The organism is Paenibacillus agaridevorans, from assembly GCF_003112455.1.
GTDB lineage: Bacteria > Bacillota > Bacilli > Paenibacillales > Paenibacillaceae > Pristimantibacillus > Pristimantibacillus agaridevorans.
In genome coordinates this window covers 26752-42778 of the sequence record NZ_BDQX01000281.1, presented here as the reverse complement: position 1 = coordinate 42778, position 16027 = coordinate 26752, and the positions used below count along the sequence as shown (strand labels likewise).

General features: G+C 54.1%; 12 protein-coding genes. 3 read left to right on the top strand and 9 right to left on the bottom strand.

Annotated elements, in window-relative coordinates:
• Positions 1-27 precede the first annotated feature (27 nt).
• From PAT3040_RS22410 to PAT3040_RS22400, 3 genes are all read left to right on the top strand, one after another.
• A complete protein-coding gene (locus PAT3040_RS22410) occupies positions 28-672 on the top strand; it encodes a metal-dependent hydrolase (RefSeq protein ID WP_108994454.1) in 645 nt (214 codons plus the stop codon).
• A 195-nt stretch (positions 673-867) separates the two neighbouring features.
• Positions 868-1236, top strand: a complete 369-nt coding sequence (locus PAT3040_RS22405; protein ID WP_087566041.1) for a DUF6864 domain-containing function — start codon at positions 868-870, stop codon at positions 1234-1236.
• Positions 1229-1543, top strand: coding sequence for a hypothetical protein (locus PAT3040_RS22400; RefSeq protein ID WP_108994453.1), 315 nt, complete (start codon positions 1229-1231; stop codon positions 1541-1543). Before PAT3040_RS22405 ends, PAT3040_RS22400 begins: the two co-directional genes overlap by 8 nt.
• Before the next feature lie 16 nt (positions 1544-1559).
• Here PAT3040_RS22400 and pruA read toward each other — a convergent pair whose 3' ends face one another.
• From pruA to PAT3040_RS22355, 9 genes are all read right to left on the bottom strand, one after another.
• Positions 1560-3107 carry an L-glutamate gamma-semialdehyde dehydrogenase gene (gene pruA / locus PAT3040_RS22395; protein WP_108994452.1) on the bottom strand — a complete coding sequence of 516 codons (1548 nt, stop codon included), beginning with the start codon at positions 3105-3107 and terminating at the stop codon, positions 1560-1562.
• Positions 3108-3250: 143 nt separating this feature from the next.
• Positions 3251-3550 carry a DUF6509 family protein gene (locus PAT3040_RS22390; protein ID WP_108994451.1) on the bottom strand — a complete coding sequence of 100 codons (300 nt, stop codon included), beginning with the start codon at positions 3548-3550 and terminating at the stop codon, positions 3251-3253.
• Between the two features lie 144 nt (positions 3551-3694).
• Positions 3695-4627 (bottom strand): manganese-dependent inorganic pyrophosphatase, encoded by a 933-nt coding sequence (locus PAT3040_RS22385; RefSeq protein WP_087566031.1) that lies wholly within the window; start codon positions 4625-4627, stop codon positions 3695-3697.
• Positions 4628-4887: 260 nt separating this feature from the next.
• Positions 4888-6606, bottom strand: a complete 1719-nt coding sequence (locus tag PAT3040_RS22380; protein WP_108994450.1) for a methyl-accepting chemotaxis protein — start codon at positions 6604-6606, stop codon at positions 4888-4890.
• A gap of 196 nt (positions 6607-6802) precedes the next feature.
• Positions 6803-10219 (bottom strand): S-layer homology domain-containing protein, encoded by a 3417-nt coding sequence (locus tag PAT3040_RS22375; RefSeq protein ID WP_108994449.1) that lies wholly within the window; start codon positions 10217-10219, stop codon positions 6803-6805.
• A gap of 232 nt (positions 10220-10451) precedes the next feature.
• Entirely contained in the window at positions 10452-12101 is a 1650-nt protein-coding gene (locus PAT3040_RS22370) for a hypothetical protein (protein ID WP_108994448.1), read from the bottom strand.
• A gap of 25 nt (positions 12102-12126) precedes the next feature.
• Positions 12127-13905, bottom strand: coding sequence for a type 2 periplasmic-binding domain-containing protein (locus tag PAT3040_RS22365; RefSeq protein ID WP_108994447.1), 1779 nt, complete (start codon positions 13903-13905; stop codon positions 12127-12129).
• A gap of 157 nt (positions 13906-14062) precedes the next feature.
• A complete protein-coding gene (locus PAT3040_RS22360) occupies positions 14063-14986 on the bottom strand; it encodes a carbohydrate ABC transporter permease (RefSeq protein ID WP_108994446.1) in 924 nt (307 codons plus the stop codon).
• Complete coding sequence (locus PAT3040_RS22355; RefSeq protein WP_258235106.1) at positions 14980-15888, bottom strand: ABC transporter permease; 909 nt, start codon at positions 15886-15888, stop codon at positions 14980-14982. Before PAT3040_RS22355 ends, PAT3040_RS22360 begins: the two co-directional genes overlap by 7 nt.
• Positions 15889-16027: the final 139 nt, after the last annotated feature.

The window sequence follows — 16027 nt, the reverse complement described above, 5'->3', positions numbered from 1 at the left end:
CTGTCACAAGAAGGGACAAATAGAATCATGACAGGGAAGACTCATCTCATCATCGGGGCGGCCATTGGCGCCCTCGCGGTTGTCGTACATTCGCCGGACATGGAGGATAGCCTCCTGTATATCGGCGTCGCGGCATTTTCCGCCTTGGCCCCGGATCTTGACGGTCCCAGCATGCTTAGCAGCAAGCTGACCAAACTAAGCAAACGAATTCGGGAGCTCGCCCTATGGGGCGGCATCCTGTATCTGGCGATTACGGCCTACTTGTATTTCAGCGGTCAACCGTTGTCTCCCATCTGGGCGGGAGGCAGCATCGCCGCTATTTTGGCCGGTCTTGTTATGAAGCAAGGTGCGATACGAAATGCCCTTGTCAGCGCCGTCGGCCTTTATTTGATCTATCATGGTTACATCCACGGAATGATATGGTTGATCGGATTGGGCGTTTTCGTCGTATGGGCGCCATGGCTCAAACATCGCGGGATGACGCATACCGTCTGGATGCTGCCCGTCTGGTTGTGGTTAGGCTGGGGATTGGAGGAGCAACTGAAAGCGCCCGGACTTGGCATAACCGCCATGCTGGGTTACCTCTCCCATCTCGTAGCCGACACTCTGACGCCAAGCGGCGTCAAATGGCTATCCCCGCTGTTCAAGAAGTCGTTCAAGTTCCGTTGGTAATAAAGCTGCAGGCAAGCCCCGGTTCAAACCCGTCTTACAAAAGACGCGCTTGAACCGGGGCTTTTTAGTTTGATCGGATGGTTTATGACGTTCTCTGCAAATCTCTCTTTTCGGAGGTTGTCATGTCTCCGCCATCGCTTTCGTAGAATAGTAGTAGGAAGCCGCAATAGTTCAAATCGTTTTGGAGGGATTGCAATGAAAATTACGTCCGGAGGATTCGAGGTCGTCTATCATGGCAGGGTATTCGCCTATGAAATGAATCCGATCGAAATCGTGTTGTCGGAGGAAAACGATCCGCTTGCGTTTGTTTTTTGCATCGAATACATACAGGAGCAGGATGATTTTACAACGGATATCCGACTCGTGAAATACAATGAGGTACGAATTACATGCGTCAACTTCCCGAGAGGCAAGCCGATCGGAAGCTCGGACATGATTCATCTCGGCATTTTGAATAATCGAAAGCTTTCGCTGCGCTATGAGATTACCGTTAATTCCGATGCTTCTTCCTGGGCGCTGACCTTTACGTTTTATGCAGGCGAGGGGGTTCCTGCCCATGAATAAACTAGAAATCCAGGACCCCAAAGTCGCCAGCAAAATCATAGCGGCAAATGCGGAAAACGAGAAACGCAAAGCAGAACTCGGTTTTCTCGGCAAATTTTTCGGATCGGGCGACAATGTTCGCCTGTATATCGTAGGCACGATCGCATTATTTGTCCTTCTCATTGCGCTCGTCTATACGCTGACGCCGGAAACCTACCGTTCCCCCGGCTTCGGCTTAAAGGAACTGTGGACGTTAGTCGTGCTTCCCGTCGAATCAACCATAATCGGCTATCTGATCGGATCGAGATCGAAGGATAGCGGCGGTTAAGGTATTTTTTGAACATTTAAAACCGCTCCGATACGACCTTCGGCTGCGTAAACAACAGCAGATAATCTCTGCCGCCCGCTTTGGAATCCGTACCGGACATATTAAAGCCGCCGAATGGATGAACGCCGACGAGCGCCCCCGTACACTTGCGATTGAAGTACAGATTGCCGACGTGGAATTGCTCCCGCGCTTGCTCCAGCCGGCTTCGATTACGCGAGATGACGGCTCCGGTCAGTCCGTACTCCGTATTGTTCGCAATGTCGAGCGCCGCCTCGAAGTTCGCTGCCTTGATAAACGCCAGCACCGGCCCGAATATCTCCTCCTGGGCGATAACCGCGTAGGGCCCCACATCCTTGAATATCGTCGGCTCGATGTAATAGCCGGAGCTGCTGCCCATGTTGCCGCCGCATACAAGCGTTGCTTCCGATCGGCCGATCTCGATATATTTTAGAATCTGAATGTAAGCCCGCTCGTCGATAACGGGACCGATGTACGTCGATTGCTCCGCGGCCTTGCCCATGCGAAGCGCAAGCGTTCGCTCCACGACTTTCCCCAACACTTCGTCATAGACCGCCTCGTGCACGACCGCTCTGGAGCAAGCCGAACACTTCTGGCCGGAATAACCGAATGCGGATGCCGTAATGGCGTCCGCCGCCAGATCCAGATCGGCGTCCTCGTCGACGATAATCGTATCCTTGCCGCCCATCTCCGCCATGACTCTCTTGATCCACTTCTGATCCGGCCGCGTCGCCGCCGCCTTCTCGTTAATGCGCAGGCCAACCTCGCGAGAGCCTGTAAAACAAACGAACCTCGTCAACGTATGCTCCACCAGAAAGTCGCCAATTTCTCCGCCCGCACCCGGCAAAAAATTGACCACGCCAGCCGGCAGCCCCGCATCTTCCAGCAGCTCCATAAATTTGGCGGCGATAACGGCCGTGGGACTTGCGGGCTTCAGCACGACGGTATTGCCTGCCACAACGGCCGCCATCGTCATCCCGACCATAATGGCCAGCGGGAAATTCCAAGGCGGAATAATGATGCCTACGCCGAGAGGCAGATATACAAGCTCGTTGTCCTCTCCGGCAAGCGGCACCAAAGGCTGACGTTCCGACAGGCGTTCCATTTCCCTGCCGTAGAACTCCATAAAATCGATCGCTTCCGCCGTATCGCCGTCAGCCTCAGCCCAGCTCTTGCCTGCTTCGTAGACCAGCCATGCGGAGAACTCATGTTTGCGTCTCCGCAAGAGAGCAGCCGCCTTGTAGAGCACTCTTGCGCGAGCTTGGGCCGGGACCCGCTTCCAACCTTCGAAAGCCGCCGCGGCTGCCAATATCGCTTTATGGGCATGCTCCTCATCGCCTTGGGAAACCAGGCCGATCATTTGTGTATATTGCGACGGATTCAACGACTTGCGTTTGTTCGTCGTCTCGATCCAGTCCGCTCCAATCTTGAGCTTGTATTCCCGCCCAAGCTCGGCTTCCACCTGCGCAAGCGCAGCTTGAAAGTCCGCGATATTGTCGCTGACTCCGAAGTCGGTAAACGGTTCGTTGCGGAACGGCTCTCGCATACGCTTCTCCCCCCAAATTAGACTTTTTGAACTACCTGTATAGGGCTTATGTTCAAAGTTATGCGGGGAGCGGCAACTACATGAGCAAAACACGAATCGCAAGGTAAAACGGTTTTAGCCGCCCATTGGCGGTGCGGCGCGTTTCATTCGGAGATTGGCGCCTCCAATACTTCCTTGCAGAAAGCCGATACCGCCTGCTCTTCTTCTTCCTCCATCTCCATATCCAGGTATTGATTGGACGATGCGATCAGAAACTCGTATTTCGCGATGCGGGAGTTATCCCCATCCTTCGCATATACGACGCGCAGCCTCACGCCCTCATCCTGGTAAAGCTCGTCATCCTCCTCGACCTCCAAATCCAGAAGCAGCTCATAACGCTCCCCCGTCAGGATCCCGTAAGGATCCAGGATTTGCTCAACCGTATACTCTGTAATTTTGAACATGTCTGTTTGCTCCCTTCCATAGGGCTATTCTAACGCAACTGCAGATCATAGATGAAAATCAAAAGCAGCCCCTGCCTCGTACCGCATACGAAGGCGTCAGGACTGCTTGTACCAAATTTAATGCCTCATCGGCGGCAAGAAAGCTTACTCCGCGCTCAGCGTCTCCGTCAGCGGAGGAACGATCTGGGATTTGCGGGACACGACGCCCTTAAGCAGCGCTTTGTTGTCGCTCAGCGACACGTTGAACGCCTTCTCTACGCTGCTAGCCTTGGAGCCCAGCGCAAGACCGATAGAATCGTTGTTGAGAATATCGGTTACGACGAGCAGGAACAGATCCAGTCCTTTGGAAGCGATAATGCCGTTAAGCGCTTCTTCCAGCTCCGCCTGACGGCTCAGCACGTCGTTCGTGTCAACCGCGTTCACTTGCGCGATCTCTACCTTGTAGCTGCCCATGGAAAATTCCTTGGCGTCTATGGAGATCAGCTGCTCGATCGTTTTGTCGCTCAGGTCAGCGCCAGCTTTGAGCATGTCCAGGCCGTAAGCATCAGCGTCTACGCCTGCGATTGCCGCCAGCTCGCGAGCCGCCGCAACGTCTTGCTCCGTGCAAGTCGGGGATTTGAACAGCAGGGAGTCGGAGATGATTGCAGAAAGCATAAGGCCCGCGATTTCCTTGCGGATCTCGACGCCGTTCTCCTTGTACAGCTTGTTCAGGATCGTCGCCGTGCAACCAACCGGCTCAGCGCGGAAGTACAGAGGACCCGCCGTCTCGAAGTTGGCGATACGGTGATGGTCGATCACTTCCACGACGCGTACTTTGTCGATATCGTTGGCGCTTTGTTGGCGCTCGTTATGGTCAACCAGAATAACGTCCTTGGCTTCGTCAGCTACGTTTTCGACCAGGCGAGGAGCCTCGATGCCGAAATAGTTGAGCGCGTATTGCGTCTCGCCGTTGACTTCGCCAAGGCGTGTTGCTTCAACGTCCGCGCCAAGCTTGCTCTTAAGCTCTGCATAGGCTATTGCCGAAGTAATCGTGTCCGTGTCCGGATTTTTGTGTCCGAAGATTAACGTTTTTGCCATGATTCAAACTCCCTTAATCGTTATTGATCCGCTGGCAGAGGACTCCGCCTCCGCGCCGGACCTGTGAGAAACGTTCTCCACTAATTTCGATTATAACCTTAAGTCCACCGTATTCCTATACCTTTACACCGAATTATGCAAAAAAGTAGTGACCGCATACAGAAGCGCGAGTTCAAAAAGTTCGATTCTCAGTACCGAGAAGGTTGAACTTTTTGAACAACCTCTATAAGCATACGGTCACCCTGCGTCCAGCGCCTCAGCTAGACGGTAAATCGCTTGTTCAAAGAATCCAGCTCGGTGGAGATATGGCGCAGCATCTCTGCCGATGACGCCACCTCGTCCATCGAGGCGATCTGCTCGCCGGAGCTTGCGGCGATGCCCTGGAAGTGAATAGCCGCATGACGCGAGATTCGTTCCATCTCCTCGACGGAAGCCGCTACTTCCTCTGACTCGGCGGTTACTTCCTGCGATGCCGCGGATACCTCCTGCAGCTGCTGGTTGACCAACTCCAGCCCATCCGCGATCGCGTAAAACGCTTGGCCAGCTTCTTGCACGATATCGAGGCCGGAACGAACCTTGTCCGTATTGCCCTCCATCTCTGCGGCAAGCCTTATCGTCTCTTCCTGCGTAGAAGCGATCAGCTCCCCGATCTGAACGGCGAAGGTCTGGGACTGCGCAGCCAGCTTGCGCACCTGCTCCGCGACGATAGCGAAGCCCCTGCCCTGTTCGCCGGCATGAGCGGCTTCGATCGCTGCATTAAGCGCGAGCAGATTCGTCTGCGAGGCTATATCCGCCATAACGGAAGTAATTTCGCCGATTTCGATCGAACGGGTTTCAAGCCGTTTCATGGACTCGAACATCCGGTCCGCTGCCGTGCCGATCGCGTTCATCTCCGTCAGCGCGGACCCGATAAGTATGCGCCCCCGGTCGGAATGCAGCTTCGTCTCCTGCGCCGCGTCGGAGACGATCGACGCCGACTCCGTTATCCGCGACATGCTGCGAGCGACGCCCTCCACCGCTCTTGTCATGTCGGACGCTCGGCTTACCTGCGTCTGAGCGCCGCTCGAGGCATCGCCGATGCTTGCCGCGATCCCCTTGCTCGCTTCGCTTGTCGACTTGGCATGCCGCGACACATCCTCCGAAGCCGTCAGCAGCCGATGCGAGCTGTCTCGCATATTGCGGATGGATGTCCGCGTACTTGAGACAAGCTGCTGAAAGGTCTGAGCCAAAACGCCGACCTCGTCCTTGCGCGTTACCTTGATGTCGACGGTCATATCGCCTTCTCTCACCTTCGCGACTGACGAAGTCAGCCGCTTGAGCGGGCGTGTCAGATAGCTCGCGAGCGCAATGACCAGCAGAATGCCCGCAACTACGATGGCCACGGCGACGTAAATCGTCGTCCGGGTGTTGGCCGACATTAGCGCGAACACCTTCGTCGCGTCAAAATCGGCGCCGACGACCCCGATCAGGTTGCCGCTATTATCCATGAGAGGCACGTATGCGGTAATCGTTGCGCCATAATCGTCGTCAGACAAATCTCCGATTACGGACTCGCCGGACTCGAAAGCAGTGATCATGCCGGGATAATCATTTTCTTCCCTGGTTCCGATCGGAGAGAAGTCATCTTCTGCTGCATCCGCCGGCGCGCCATCCACCATATAATAGTAGTAGTTTCCCCCGTTTCCCTCGCCTTTCGCAAGCGTATACAGATATTTAAGTCCGTTCGCCTCTCTGAGCTTATTAAGCGACTCCCTCAGCTCCCAATAATAATCGCTCTCCCCGCCTTCCGGCGTTAATGCCGCGTAACTGGCAGGATCGATCGTTTTCGCCGCGCTCTCCGCCACGAGTTGCGCCTGCGCGCCGAGCGAATTCTCGACCAGATTCATGGATGAGCGATAGATAGTAAAGCCAAGCACGGCAACCGCCGCAAAGATAAGGCATGAGAAAAACAAGACCATTCTCGTATGTAAAGAATTCAAAGCCTGGTACCCCTTCCCCGAATATACGATTATCTGACACTATCTTACAGGATTCGATCCGGGTTGCGCTACTAAATCTTGCAAGACGGAACGTCTCGACCGCTCTCCGGGGAAGCGTCAAACAGCCCCCACCTTGTAAGATGAGGGCTGTTTGAAGTTTACAGCGGGGAATGATTGTTTGTTATTTCAATACCGGTTATGGTGCGTTATTCATCAAACGAACCAGCAGCGTTACCGCCTCTGCTCGAGACAGCGGGGAAAGCGGATGAAATGCGTTGTTCGTTTGCCCTAGCAGCAAACCGCGCTCCCTTGCCGCTTCGACGGCCCCTTTGCTCCAGGCTGGAATAAGTCCGTCATCGGCAAATTCCGTCCGCTCGGTCGGCTCAAGCTTCAGAGCCAGAGCCCGCGCCACAATGACCGCAACCTCTGCACGACTGACAGGATTATTGGGACGCAAGGTGCCATCCGCATAACCGGTAATCCAGCCGGCCTCTACCGCCTGCAGCAATGCGGAACGAGCCCACTCGCCAGCCTTATCCAGATCGGCAAAGGTTCCGCTCGCTTCTTTTCCTTTGCTCTTCGTCGTCCGCTGCAGCATGACAACAAACTCCGCCCGGGTCACTTGCCGATCCGGTCTAAAGGACCCATCCGTATAACCATCAATAATTCCGTTCTCCCGAGCCGAAACAATAGCTCGATAAGCCCAGTGCTGGTCGACGTCATGGAAGTCGCGCTGACCGCCCGTGGAGGGATTCGACTGCTCCGAATCCGTATTACCCGGTTCCTCCGACGGATCTGTCTCCTTGGAAGGGTCTGTTTCCTTTGGATCGTTTTGTCCCGAACCGCCGCCGTTAACAGGAATATATACGTATTCGCTTCCGCCGCCTTGCTTGATATGGCTGGCCGACAGCTCGAAGGAAGCGAACTTCACCACTCGTCCAAGGGGATCCAACTCATAGGCCGCGATATGTTTGCCGGCAGTCGCCGCGCCAATTTCGAAACCAGCCGTGGATGTCACGGCATTGGCTGTTTCTTGCTCTACATTCCCCCCAACAGACGGAACGGGAACGGGTTCGTCTTCAAGCGATACGGCAAGCGTATGCCCGCTAGCTACGTTTGCCGATATCCGGGTGGTGCCCGTCGCCGTGCCCGGAGCAACCGTTACAGCCAGCTCCGGCGTAACAAGAATCGTTACTGTTGCAATGTTGGAATCCAGATTGCCGTCGTTTGCCCGGAATGTAAACATATCTGTTCCCGCTGCCGCCGTGCCTGGCGTGTAGGTAAACGCGCCGGTAGCCGCGTCGACGATCGTAACGGTTCCTTTCTGTCCATTAGAAACGATGGAATACGTGAGCGAACCATTTTCATGATCTGTCGCTTGCAGCATGCCGACGGCAGCATGGTTTTGCAGCACGTTTATTGTTTGATTGAGCGCTGCAGGAGCATAATCGTCGGGTATTTGGTCGATCGCAAACAATTTGCCCTCGCCTGGCAGGAAGTCGCCAGCGCGCAGCACGCCGGTTAAGTAGTTATAGTCCGCTCCAATCTCCACTCCGCTGGCCTTCGATACCTCCGTCACCTTCCCAGGGGCAGTCGACAATGTAAAGGTGCCGGATTGGCTTCCTTTTTCGTTGCGGTTGACGACCATTACATACTTGCGATCGTTCTCGTCCCGGAAGTAGGAAATAATCCATGGCTGCTGCGCATCCGCCGGCTGCCAGAAAAACTCTCCCGGCAACGCATTCGTCTTCGCCGGAGCCGCGCCCGTATGATACACCGCCAGCGACTGCAGCCTGTTCAGCGTATCCCCCAGTCCAAGCACTTCCGCATTCAGCTCCTGCGCCCAATAGTAGGATGGATTCCGATTGCCATTGGGATCGATAATGGAGCCGTTAAAGCCGTCGTAAACCGGATGCCAATACGTAAAATAAATCAATCCTTTTGAGCCGTAAGCCAGATTCGTATAGATGTTGTGGCGAAGATCATCTTTGCTTGGCGATCTCAGCCAATTGCCAATGCCGACGGACTGCACAAACGTCCAGAAATCAATTTCGCCGGCCAAGGATTGTCGCCGTACAATCTCCAAATTGTTATAATACTCATCCGATACGGTGCCGTCGGAATAATACGGATAATAATCGTGCAGCATGACATCGGGATCTGCTCTAACCCAGCGGTAGACGTAATCCTCATAGGAAAAAGGTTCGACGTCCAGATTAAAGGCATGCCAGAAATCGGATGTCAAGGCATTACCGCCAGCATAGGCTTGACCGCCGGCATACCATTCCACGCCCGGTGCGGATCGCCATACGCCAAAGAAATTGTCATGACCGCCGTTGTGCGTAAGCTCCATATAATAGGAAGTGTTAGGTTGAACCTCCGCGTTCAGCTCGAAGGTCTGATGCAACGATTGCGACGTAGGCGCGCCAAGCGTAGCCTGCGCCAACTGCTGACCTTTGCTCACAGAATCGTACAACGTCAAGGTGACAGCTTCCCCCGGTCCCCATTGATCGTAAGGAATCGCCCATTGCACGGTTCTAATTTCATCTTCGTATGCTTTGGTTGTAAAGGTCTGTCCTACCGGAGTGGAGGTGCTAAGAACCGAACCGTCGCGATTCAACTCCATGCCAGTCAAGCTGACGTCCGCGTCGCTAGGCCAAAGGTTGACCAGGGACATAGCGTCGGTGTCCAGTCCGCGCAACGTCCTAACCATGTTGCCGAGCTGCGGCAACAGAATGGAGTTCGGCTCGTCATACAGGTTGTAGCCCATCAGAGCGGGATGATCGCCATAGTCGTCCACGATTTGCTGCAGTGTTTCGAGCGACGGCTGGCCTCCGTTTTTGAAAGCGGATTCGGAAAACAGCACCTTAAATGCCAGATCGCTGCCCGTCTCCAGTACACCGTTGCTGTAGGCATCGCCATCCCCATACGTATTCAAGTCGCTAAGCCGAAGTGAAGCGCTTACCGGATTGTCGCTCGTTAGCTCCATATAATATTGCGTCCCCATCTGCACGCGCGTCAGCAGCCAAAATACGGTAGGTTCTGCGGCGGGAGTAGCAGGCGTAACAAGCGAGGCCGATGCAATCGTCGTTCCTTTGGCCGGGCTGTCGTACAAGGTCAACGTCAAGTTCGTATTGGCTGGCCACGTCGACTGGTCGATATCGAGCGTAGCATAGTTGAGTCCCCAATCCGAACCCCGATTCGGAGCGTAGAAGGTTTGGCCCCACGATTGCGACTGGCTGACCGCAACGCTGTCTTCTCCCTCGTTCTGTTCGACAGTTGGTTCGTCCCAGGCAAATCGCGCATCGGATACCAAAATCTGCAGTCCGTTCGCCTCCGCCAAATCCAGCGCGTTGTGATTAACATCGTAATAATGATTGCTGTTGCCGCCTACGATAAAGTTGACGTTCATGCCGGCAATATCCCCGTATGTCGCCTGATTCGTATGAATGGGAGCCGGAGGATTAAATATTCCGATATGAAAAGGATGGGTCGGCGGGTTCGTGCCGCCTGAGTCTTGGGATGTCTGTCCGTTGGCAAAGCCGTAGGGCATCATCGAAACAAACATGGCCGATGCCGCGGTTGCGGCAACAAGCTTGCGCAGCTTGCTCATAAATTTAACAACTCCCTTTCAAGTGGTTGTTGAAAAACCTTTATCCTCCGATATCTAACGGCCATGAGAGACGCTTGCATCACCAAACGGACGGAATTTCGCCACTTTTGACGCGCTAATGCTCTGATTTGACCGTTAGAATCGTGATGACGGAAAAAAACATATCTAAGGCGCTCATGGCCGTCAGAATTCCCTCGGCCGGGTCATTAAACTGAAGTCAACGATCTATCGCCTAGAAACGTAACGAAACTGTATTGCCTTGAGCGAGGATAAACAGGGAACCGGAAGTCGCATGGACATCGTCTGCAGCTATTGCGACCGCGCTATCCTGCGTCTTCATTAGGTTGTCCTCAGCTGATGCGAACTTGCGGTCCTTCGTCTCCACTAGATCTTCGATCAGCATAGCCCCTTGTACGTCCACGCCGTAGGACATGCCTTCGTACATATACTTGATCCGATCAGCCGAGTAATGGATCTCTGCCGTAGCGTTGCCCCAAACCAGCTGCAGGCCCCAGTCCGGGAAGTCCGACCGAATCGTAATCGACCGTTCCTCCATGGCAATCGCCATCTCCGTTCCGTCCGCGAGGATCAGCGCCAGCGCCAATCGGTCGCCGTCGGCTTCGACTCGTTCGAGTCTATCCACTTCCGCAGGCGAAAACTCGCCGTTCTCGTTTCGCACGACCGGCACAATGCCGGGCCGGACTTGCCCGTCCGTCCATCTGCCGGCGTCCATGACCGGCAACGTATCGTACCAACATTCCTCGGTCTCGCACACATCCCGCAGATAACGCTCCTCGTAGTTTTCGTCGAACAGATGGACATCGCGCAAACAAAATTTCGCCCCATCCTTTAGCAGATTGACTCGGTAGAACCGGCTGCAATACCAAAGCGACTGCTTGCCAGAATTCCGCCAGTCCTTGAGCGCGATAATCGACGAAGCCGGCGTAACCGGATACGTTTCCTTGAACCACGCCCCCGACTCCGCCAACGTTTCTACCCGTACCCGGTCTTCGCGCTGCCAGTCTGCGAGCAAAGCGATCTGGTCGATCAAGCCGGCCGATATACGCTCCCAACCGAATGAATTCTCCTGGCCGATCTGCGTGTAGCCGAAGGAAAGCTGCGGCACGCCAAAGCTGGTGTCGAAAAACCAGCGCACCCACTCCGGATTGCCTCCTCCTCCCTCGGCTCCCGTATAGACAGGCTCGAGCGTAATGACGGATTGACCATAACCGTAATCGGCAGCGTCATATTGGTAGATAGGATCGCTGCCGAGCATGCGGAACACGGGCACGGGAATTTGCCCCTCTGCCGTCTGGGCTGGCATAAATCCGTTTAGGCGGCTGGGGTAATACGCCTGGTTGTAGTAACCGCCCCAGAGCGTGTAACCGTCGGTGCCCCATTGGTCCTTGCAGTTACAGGAGGCGACGATGCCATATCGGTCGGACAAATGGCCAAGCAGATGCGCGTCCATAAACCAGGAGCCCGCTGACCGAGGATAATAGCCGAATTGCCGATGGAACTCCTCCATGAACAAGTCCGCCAACAGTACGCGCTCATCCGGCGTATACCCGATCGAAAACCCGACATTCGCATGCCAATCCCACGGATAACGGCCACGCCAGGCCAGGCCGGCCCGATCGGTCAGCGGCTGCACGACTTCAAACCAAATGCCGATTTCGTGCCGGTCATCCAACTCCTTCAATACGTCCGTAAACTGCGGATCGATCAAGGCATCATATTGAATAAGCCAGGTTGCCGGCAGATCGTATTGATTAACCAGCGCAATTTCCCGCTTTAGCGTATCAAGCAAATCGATTGGCAAGCGAGGCTCGACGCCCCGGACAAAATTGATAATATTGACGCGATTGTTGGCTTCGTTCATCGTTTTCGCTCCTAATAATGTTGAATTAGCGGCCCACTGCCTCCGCTTTGTCGCTAAATACGTTGCGCGGCATCGATCGCGTTACCTCAATTTTCACCTGGCCGGCAGGCGTCGCCATGTAAGCCGCGTATTGCTCGTTAAACTCGGCGATCGTTTCTTCGTCGTGGCCGCGCCCCTTCATCTCGCTCAGGAATTGATTGTATACTTGCTCGAATTCCGCCTCCGACTTGGCCAGCAGCAGCTTGGCATAATATTGCAGTCGAATGTCGGTCTGAACCGGCGTATACTTCTCAACCATCCCGCCGACCAACGCTTTTGTACGGAAAGTCGCCGGCAACAAGCCGAATGTCCCTTGCTCCTGATTGATTTGCTCCGCCTTGTACAGCATGGCGTTGGTGGCGATCCACGGAGCTTCGAGAGTCGGAATATGCGTGCTAAGCGTACTGCCCAGTTGCTTCCACCAGAAAAAACCTTTTTCCGTCACGTTGGTCATGCCTTCGCCGCCCCAGAATTCCGGTCCCTGGAACACATCCTGATTAACGACAACTACGCCGTCTTCCATCTTGTAAGCACCCATCGATTCCAGGCCGTATTCCATCAAAATAAATGCCTCCGGCGTTTGGAGCCAATCCAGCCCCTTCATCAGAGCGTCCGGATTTTTGGTGTCTTTGCCGACGCCGGTTTCCAGACCGCCAAATGGATTAAAGTTGGCGTATTGGGCGGGCTTGATATTGTCGACGGTCGGCAGCTTGACCGGCACGAACCAGCCTTCCGGGAAACCTTGCTTCTCCAGCTCGCTGTAAGTAATGGAAGATGGCAAGTTATTGTTGGCCAAAATCGTTGCGTTCGGGCTATCCCAGCCGTTGGAGATCATGGCGCTGAAACGCAAGGAATTCGTTTTTTCCAGGAACAGATCACGTTTGTGGAACGCCGTTTCCGGATCTAGCAATCCTTGCAGATGCATCTTGTTCAGCCATTGAAAGCCGCGTTTGAAGCCTTCCGTTCGATAGTCGGGCACTTGCGTGCCGTCACCGGCCTCGTTCCATGCCACCACGCCGAACATCGACATGACATATTCCAGGCCGGCAAAGTTTTCTCCGCCGAGCGACAACGGAATCAGATCGCGGCCTTGCGAATCCTTCAACTGCTTTACGGCGGTCAGGTACGCCTCAAAGCCTTCTATTGTGCCAAGGCTGTCCACGGTAAGACCCGCCTTCTCCGCCAGACCGCTCTGAATCCACAATCCCTGCGCGTTGCCCTGCCATGCCGAAGGCTCCTCCGGTTTCGGCTCGTAGCCCATCGGTACAAAATAAATATGGCCATCGGTCGCGCGCCAGTTGTCGATGATGCGTTTGTCGATTTTCGCCAGATTCGGATATTCGTCAGGCTGATTGAAATAATCGTCGAGCGGCAGCAATCGGTCTTCGTCAATCAGTCTGGACCAGATCGGGCTCTCGGGACTCAAAATAATGGCATTCGGGAAACTTCCGCCGACCAGCTTCAAGTTGACTTGCTGGGCAATATCGCTGCCGTTGCCAATCTCGATTTTTTCAAATTCGATGCCCATCTTTGCCAATACTTCTTTAGTAACGGGGCCGTTAAGGTCAATCGGCGTCGTTTGGTGCGGATGATAAAGCGTATACTTTTCTTTGACGGCCGGCGCGCTGCTTTCCTGTCCCTTGGGCTCGGCGGTGGCATTGCCCGTTGCGGGATTATTGTTGTTGGAAGTACATGCGGCCATAAGCGAGATGACAAGTCCAAACACAATGCTTTTAAGCAAATATTGTTGTGCGCGTTTTCTCATGTGTGCGTCCCCTTTACGTAATCTTCTTTATATAATCGGCATCATCCGGAGCAAACCTAGCGCGACAATGCTGCGGGCCCTGCATCATTATCATAGTGGCTCCCCGGCTATCCGGCTATACCATTGGCGATTGTCTTGCTTGCAGCGCGTATTGCGCTTACTCTTTTACCGAACCGATCAATACGCCTTTGACAAAATAACGCTGCAAAAACGGGTACACGAGCAAAATGGGCAGCGTCGTCAGCATAATCGTCGCCATGCGGACCGACTTGGTCGTTACCGCCGCCGGATTGTACATGCTTGCCTCGCGGGCGGCATTTATCTGGCTGGCGCTGATCATATTGGACGCCTCCACCGAGCTCATCACGCGCTGCAAATAGGTAGGCAGCGGCTGCAAGTTGATGTCCTGGACGTAGAACGCGCCGGTAAACCAGTCATTCCAGTGGCCGACTGCCGTAAACAATCCCAGGGCGGCCAGCAGCGGCATCGAATACGGCAATATTAGCGTAAAATAAATCCGCACATAACCTGCACCGTCAATTTTCATCGACTCCACGACCGATTCCGGGATGTTGCTTCGAAACGACGTGCGCATGACAAGCATGTTCCATACGCTAAACAGGCTCGGAAAAATGTAAACCCAAAACGTGTTGATCAGATTTAATTGGATCAATTGGATATAGAAAGGGATAAGTCCCCCGCTAAACAGCATGATGAGCAGAAAAAAGAGCGTAATCGGCCTGCGGCCCGGCAGCTCCGAGCGCGACAGCGCATAAGCGACCATGGAGGTGACCAACAAAGAGCCAACCGTGCCGATGACCGTCCGCAGCACGCTGATCCAGAAGGCGTTGGCGATAATGCTGTTGGACAGCACCACGATATAGTTGCCCAACGTAAATTCGCGCGGCCACCAATAAATCCCGCCCATCAAGGCATCTTGTCCCTCGTTGAACGACAGCACCAGAATGTACCACATGGGATAAGCGCACAGGAACGAAAAGAGCAGCATGCAAAGCGTGTTCACGACTGTAAATGTACGATTGCTAAACGTCTGGCCAAGCCCTCGGCGTCCTTCTACCATATGCCTTCTCCTCCCGCCCGTTTCGACAAATAGTTGCTGCCCAGCAGCAAGGCGGTAGCCATGACGCTAGTTACGAGCCCGATAGCGGTTGTCATCGAATATTGGGCCTGGCCGATACCCAGCCGCAAAATGTACGTATCGATTACCTCGGCCACTCCGATGTTGGCCGGATTAATCATCGGATAAATCTGGTCGATGCCTGCGCTGAGCAGACTCGGGATCTGCAAAATAAAAACGATGGAAATAATCGGCAAAATGCATGGCAGCGTAATGCTCCACATCTGGCGCCAACGGCCTGCTCCATCCATCGAAGCGGCTTCGTACAATGCCGGATTGATGCCGGCAATCGCTGCCAGATACAGGATCGTGCCCCAGCCCAGCTCCTTCCACATCCCGCTCAGCAGAAATATCGGCCTGAACCATGCCTCGGAGCCCATAAAGGGAACCGGCTGCAAGCCGATGCTTCTGAGCATCGAATTGGCTCCGCCGCTGTCCAGCGACAGAAAGGCATCCAGAAACCCGATAACGACAATCCAGGAAATGAAATGCGGCAAATAGCTCATCGTTTGGACAAACCGCTTGAAGGCAAAGGATCGAATTTCGTTAATAAGCAGCGCGAACAGTATCGTTGTTGGAAAAACCAGCGCCAATCTCAGCCCCGTGAGCAGAAATGTATTGCCGGTCGCCCGCCAGAAATCGGCGCTCGCCGCAAATTCCTTAAAGTTCTGCAACCCCACCCAGGGACTGCCCCAGACGCCTTCTCTGAAGCCGTAATCCTTAAAGGCGATCTGCAAGCCCAGCAGCGGAATGTAATTGAACAAAATAACCAGCACGATTCCGGGAATAAGGAAGAAGTAAAGTGGCAGCAGCGCTTTCCACCTTATCCAAGACCATTTCACCACATGTTTTCCTCCTTGATGCGAAAGTTGATTCATGAACCTGAAATAAGTATAGTCAACAAACGTAAACGCTCTCAATAATCGATTGGCACGATAAGTGCTGCTTTCGCACGAAGTTACTTTTCTAAAATCAAGGTGAAAC

Bases quoted from the DNA above. Each gene is read 5' to 3' on its own strand.
- PAT3040_RS22410 (WP_108994454.1), top strand. From the start codon at position 28: ATGACAGGGAAGACTCATCTCATCATCGGGGCGGCCATTGGCGCCCTC.
- PAT3040_RS22405 (WP_087566041.1), top strand. From the start codon at position 868: ATGAAAATTACGTCCGGAGGATTCGAGGTCGTCTATCATGGCAGGGTA.
- PAT3040_RS22400 (WP_108994453.1), top strand. From the start codon at position 1,229: ATGAATAAACTAGAAATCCAGGACCCCAAAGTCGCCAGCAAAATCATA.
- pruA (WP_108994452.1), bottom strand. From the start codon at position 3,107: ATGCGAGAGCCGTTCCGCAACGAACCGTTTACCGACTTCGGAGTCAGC.
- PAT3040_RS22390 (WP_108994451.1), bottom strand. From the start codon at position 3,550: ATGTTCAAAATTACAGAGTATACGGTTGAGCAAATCCTGGATCCTTAC.
- PAT3040_RS22385 (WP_087566031.1), bottom strand. From the start codon at position 4,627: ATGGCAAAAACGTTAATCTTCGGACACAAAAATCCGGACACGGACACG.
- PAT3040_RS22375 (WP_108994449.1), bottom strand. From the start codon at position 10,219: ATGAGCAAGCTGCGCAAGCTTGTTGCCGCAACCGCGGCATCGGCCATG.
- PAT3040_RS22370 (WP_108994448.1), bottom strand. From the start codon at position 12,101: ATGAACGAAGCCAACAATCGCGTCAATATTATCAATTTTGTCCGGGGC.
- PAT3040_RS22365 (WP_108994447.1), bottom strand. From the start codon at position 13,905: ATGAGAAAACGCGCACAACAATATTTGCTTAAAAGCATTGTGTTTGGA.
- PAT3040_RS22360 (WP_108994446.1), bottom strand. From the start codon at position 14,986: ATGGTAGAAGGACGCCGAGGGCTTGGCCAGACGTTTAGCAATCGTACA.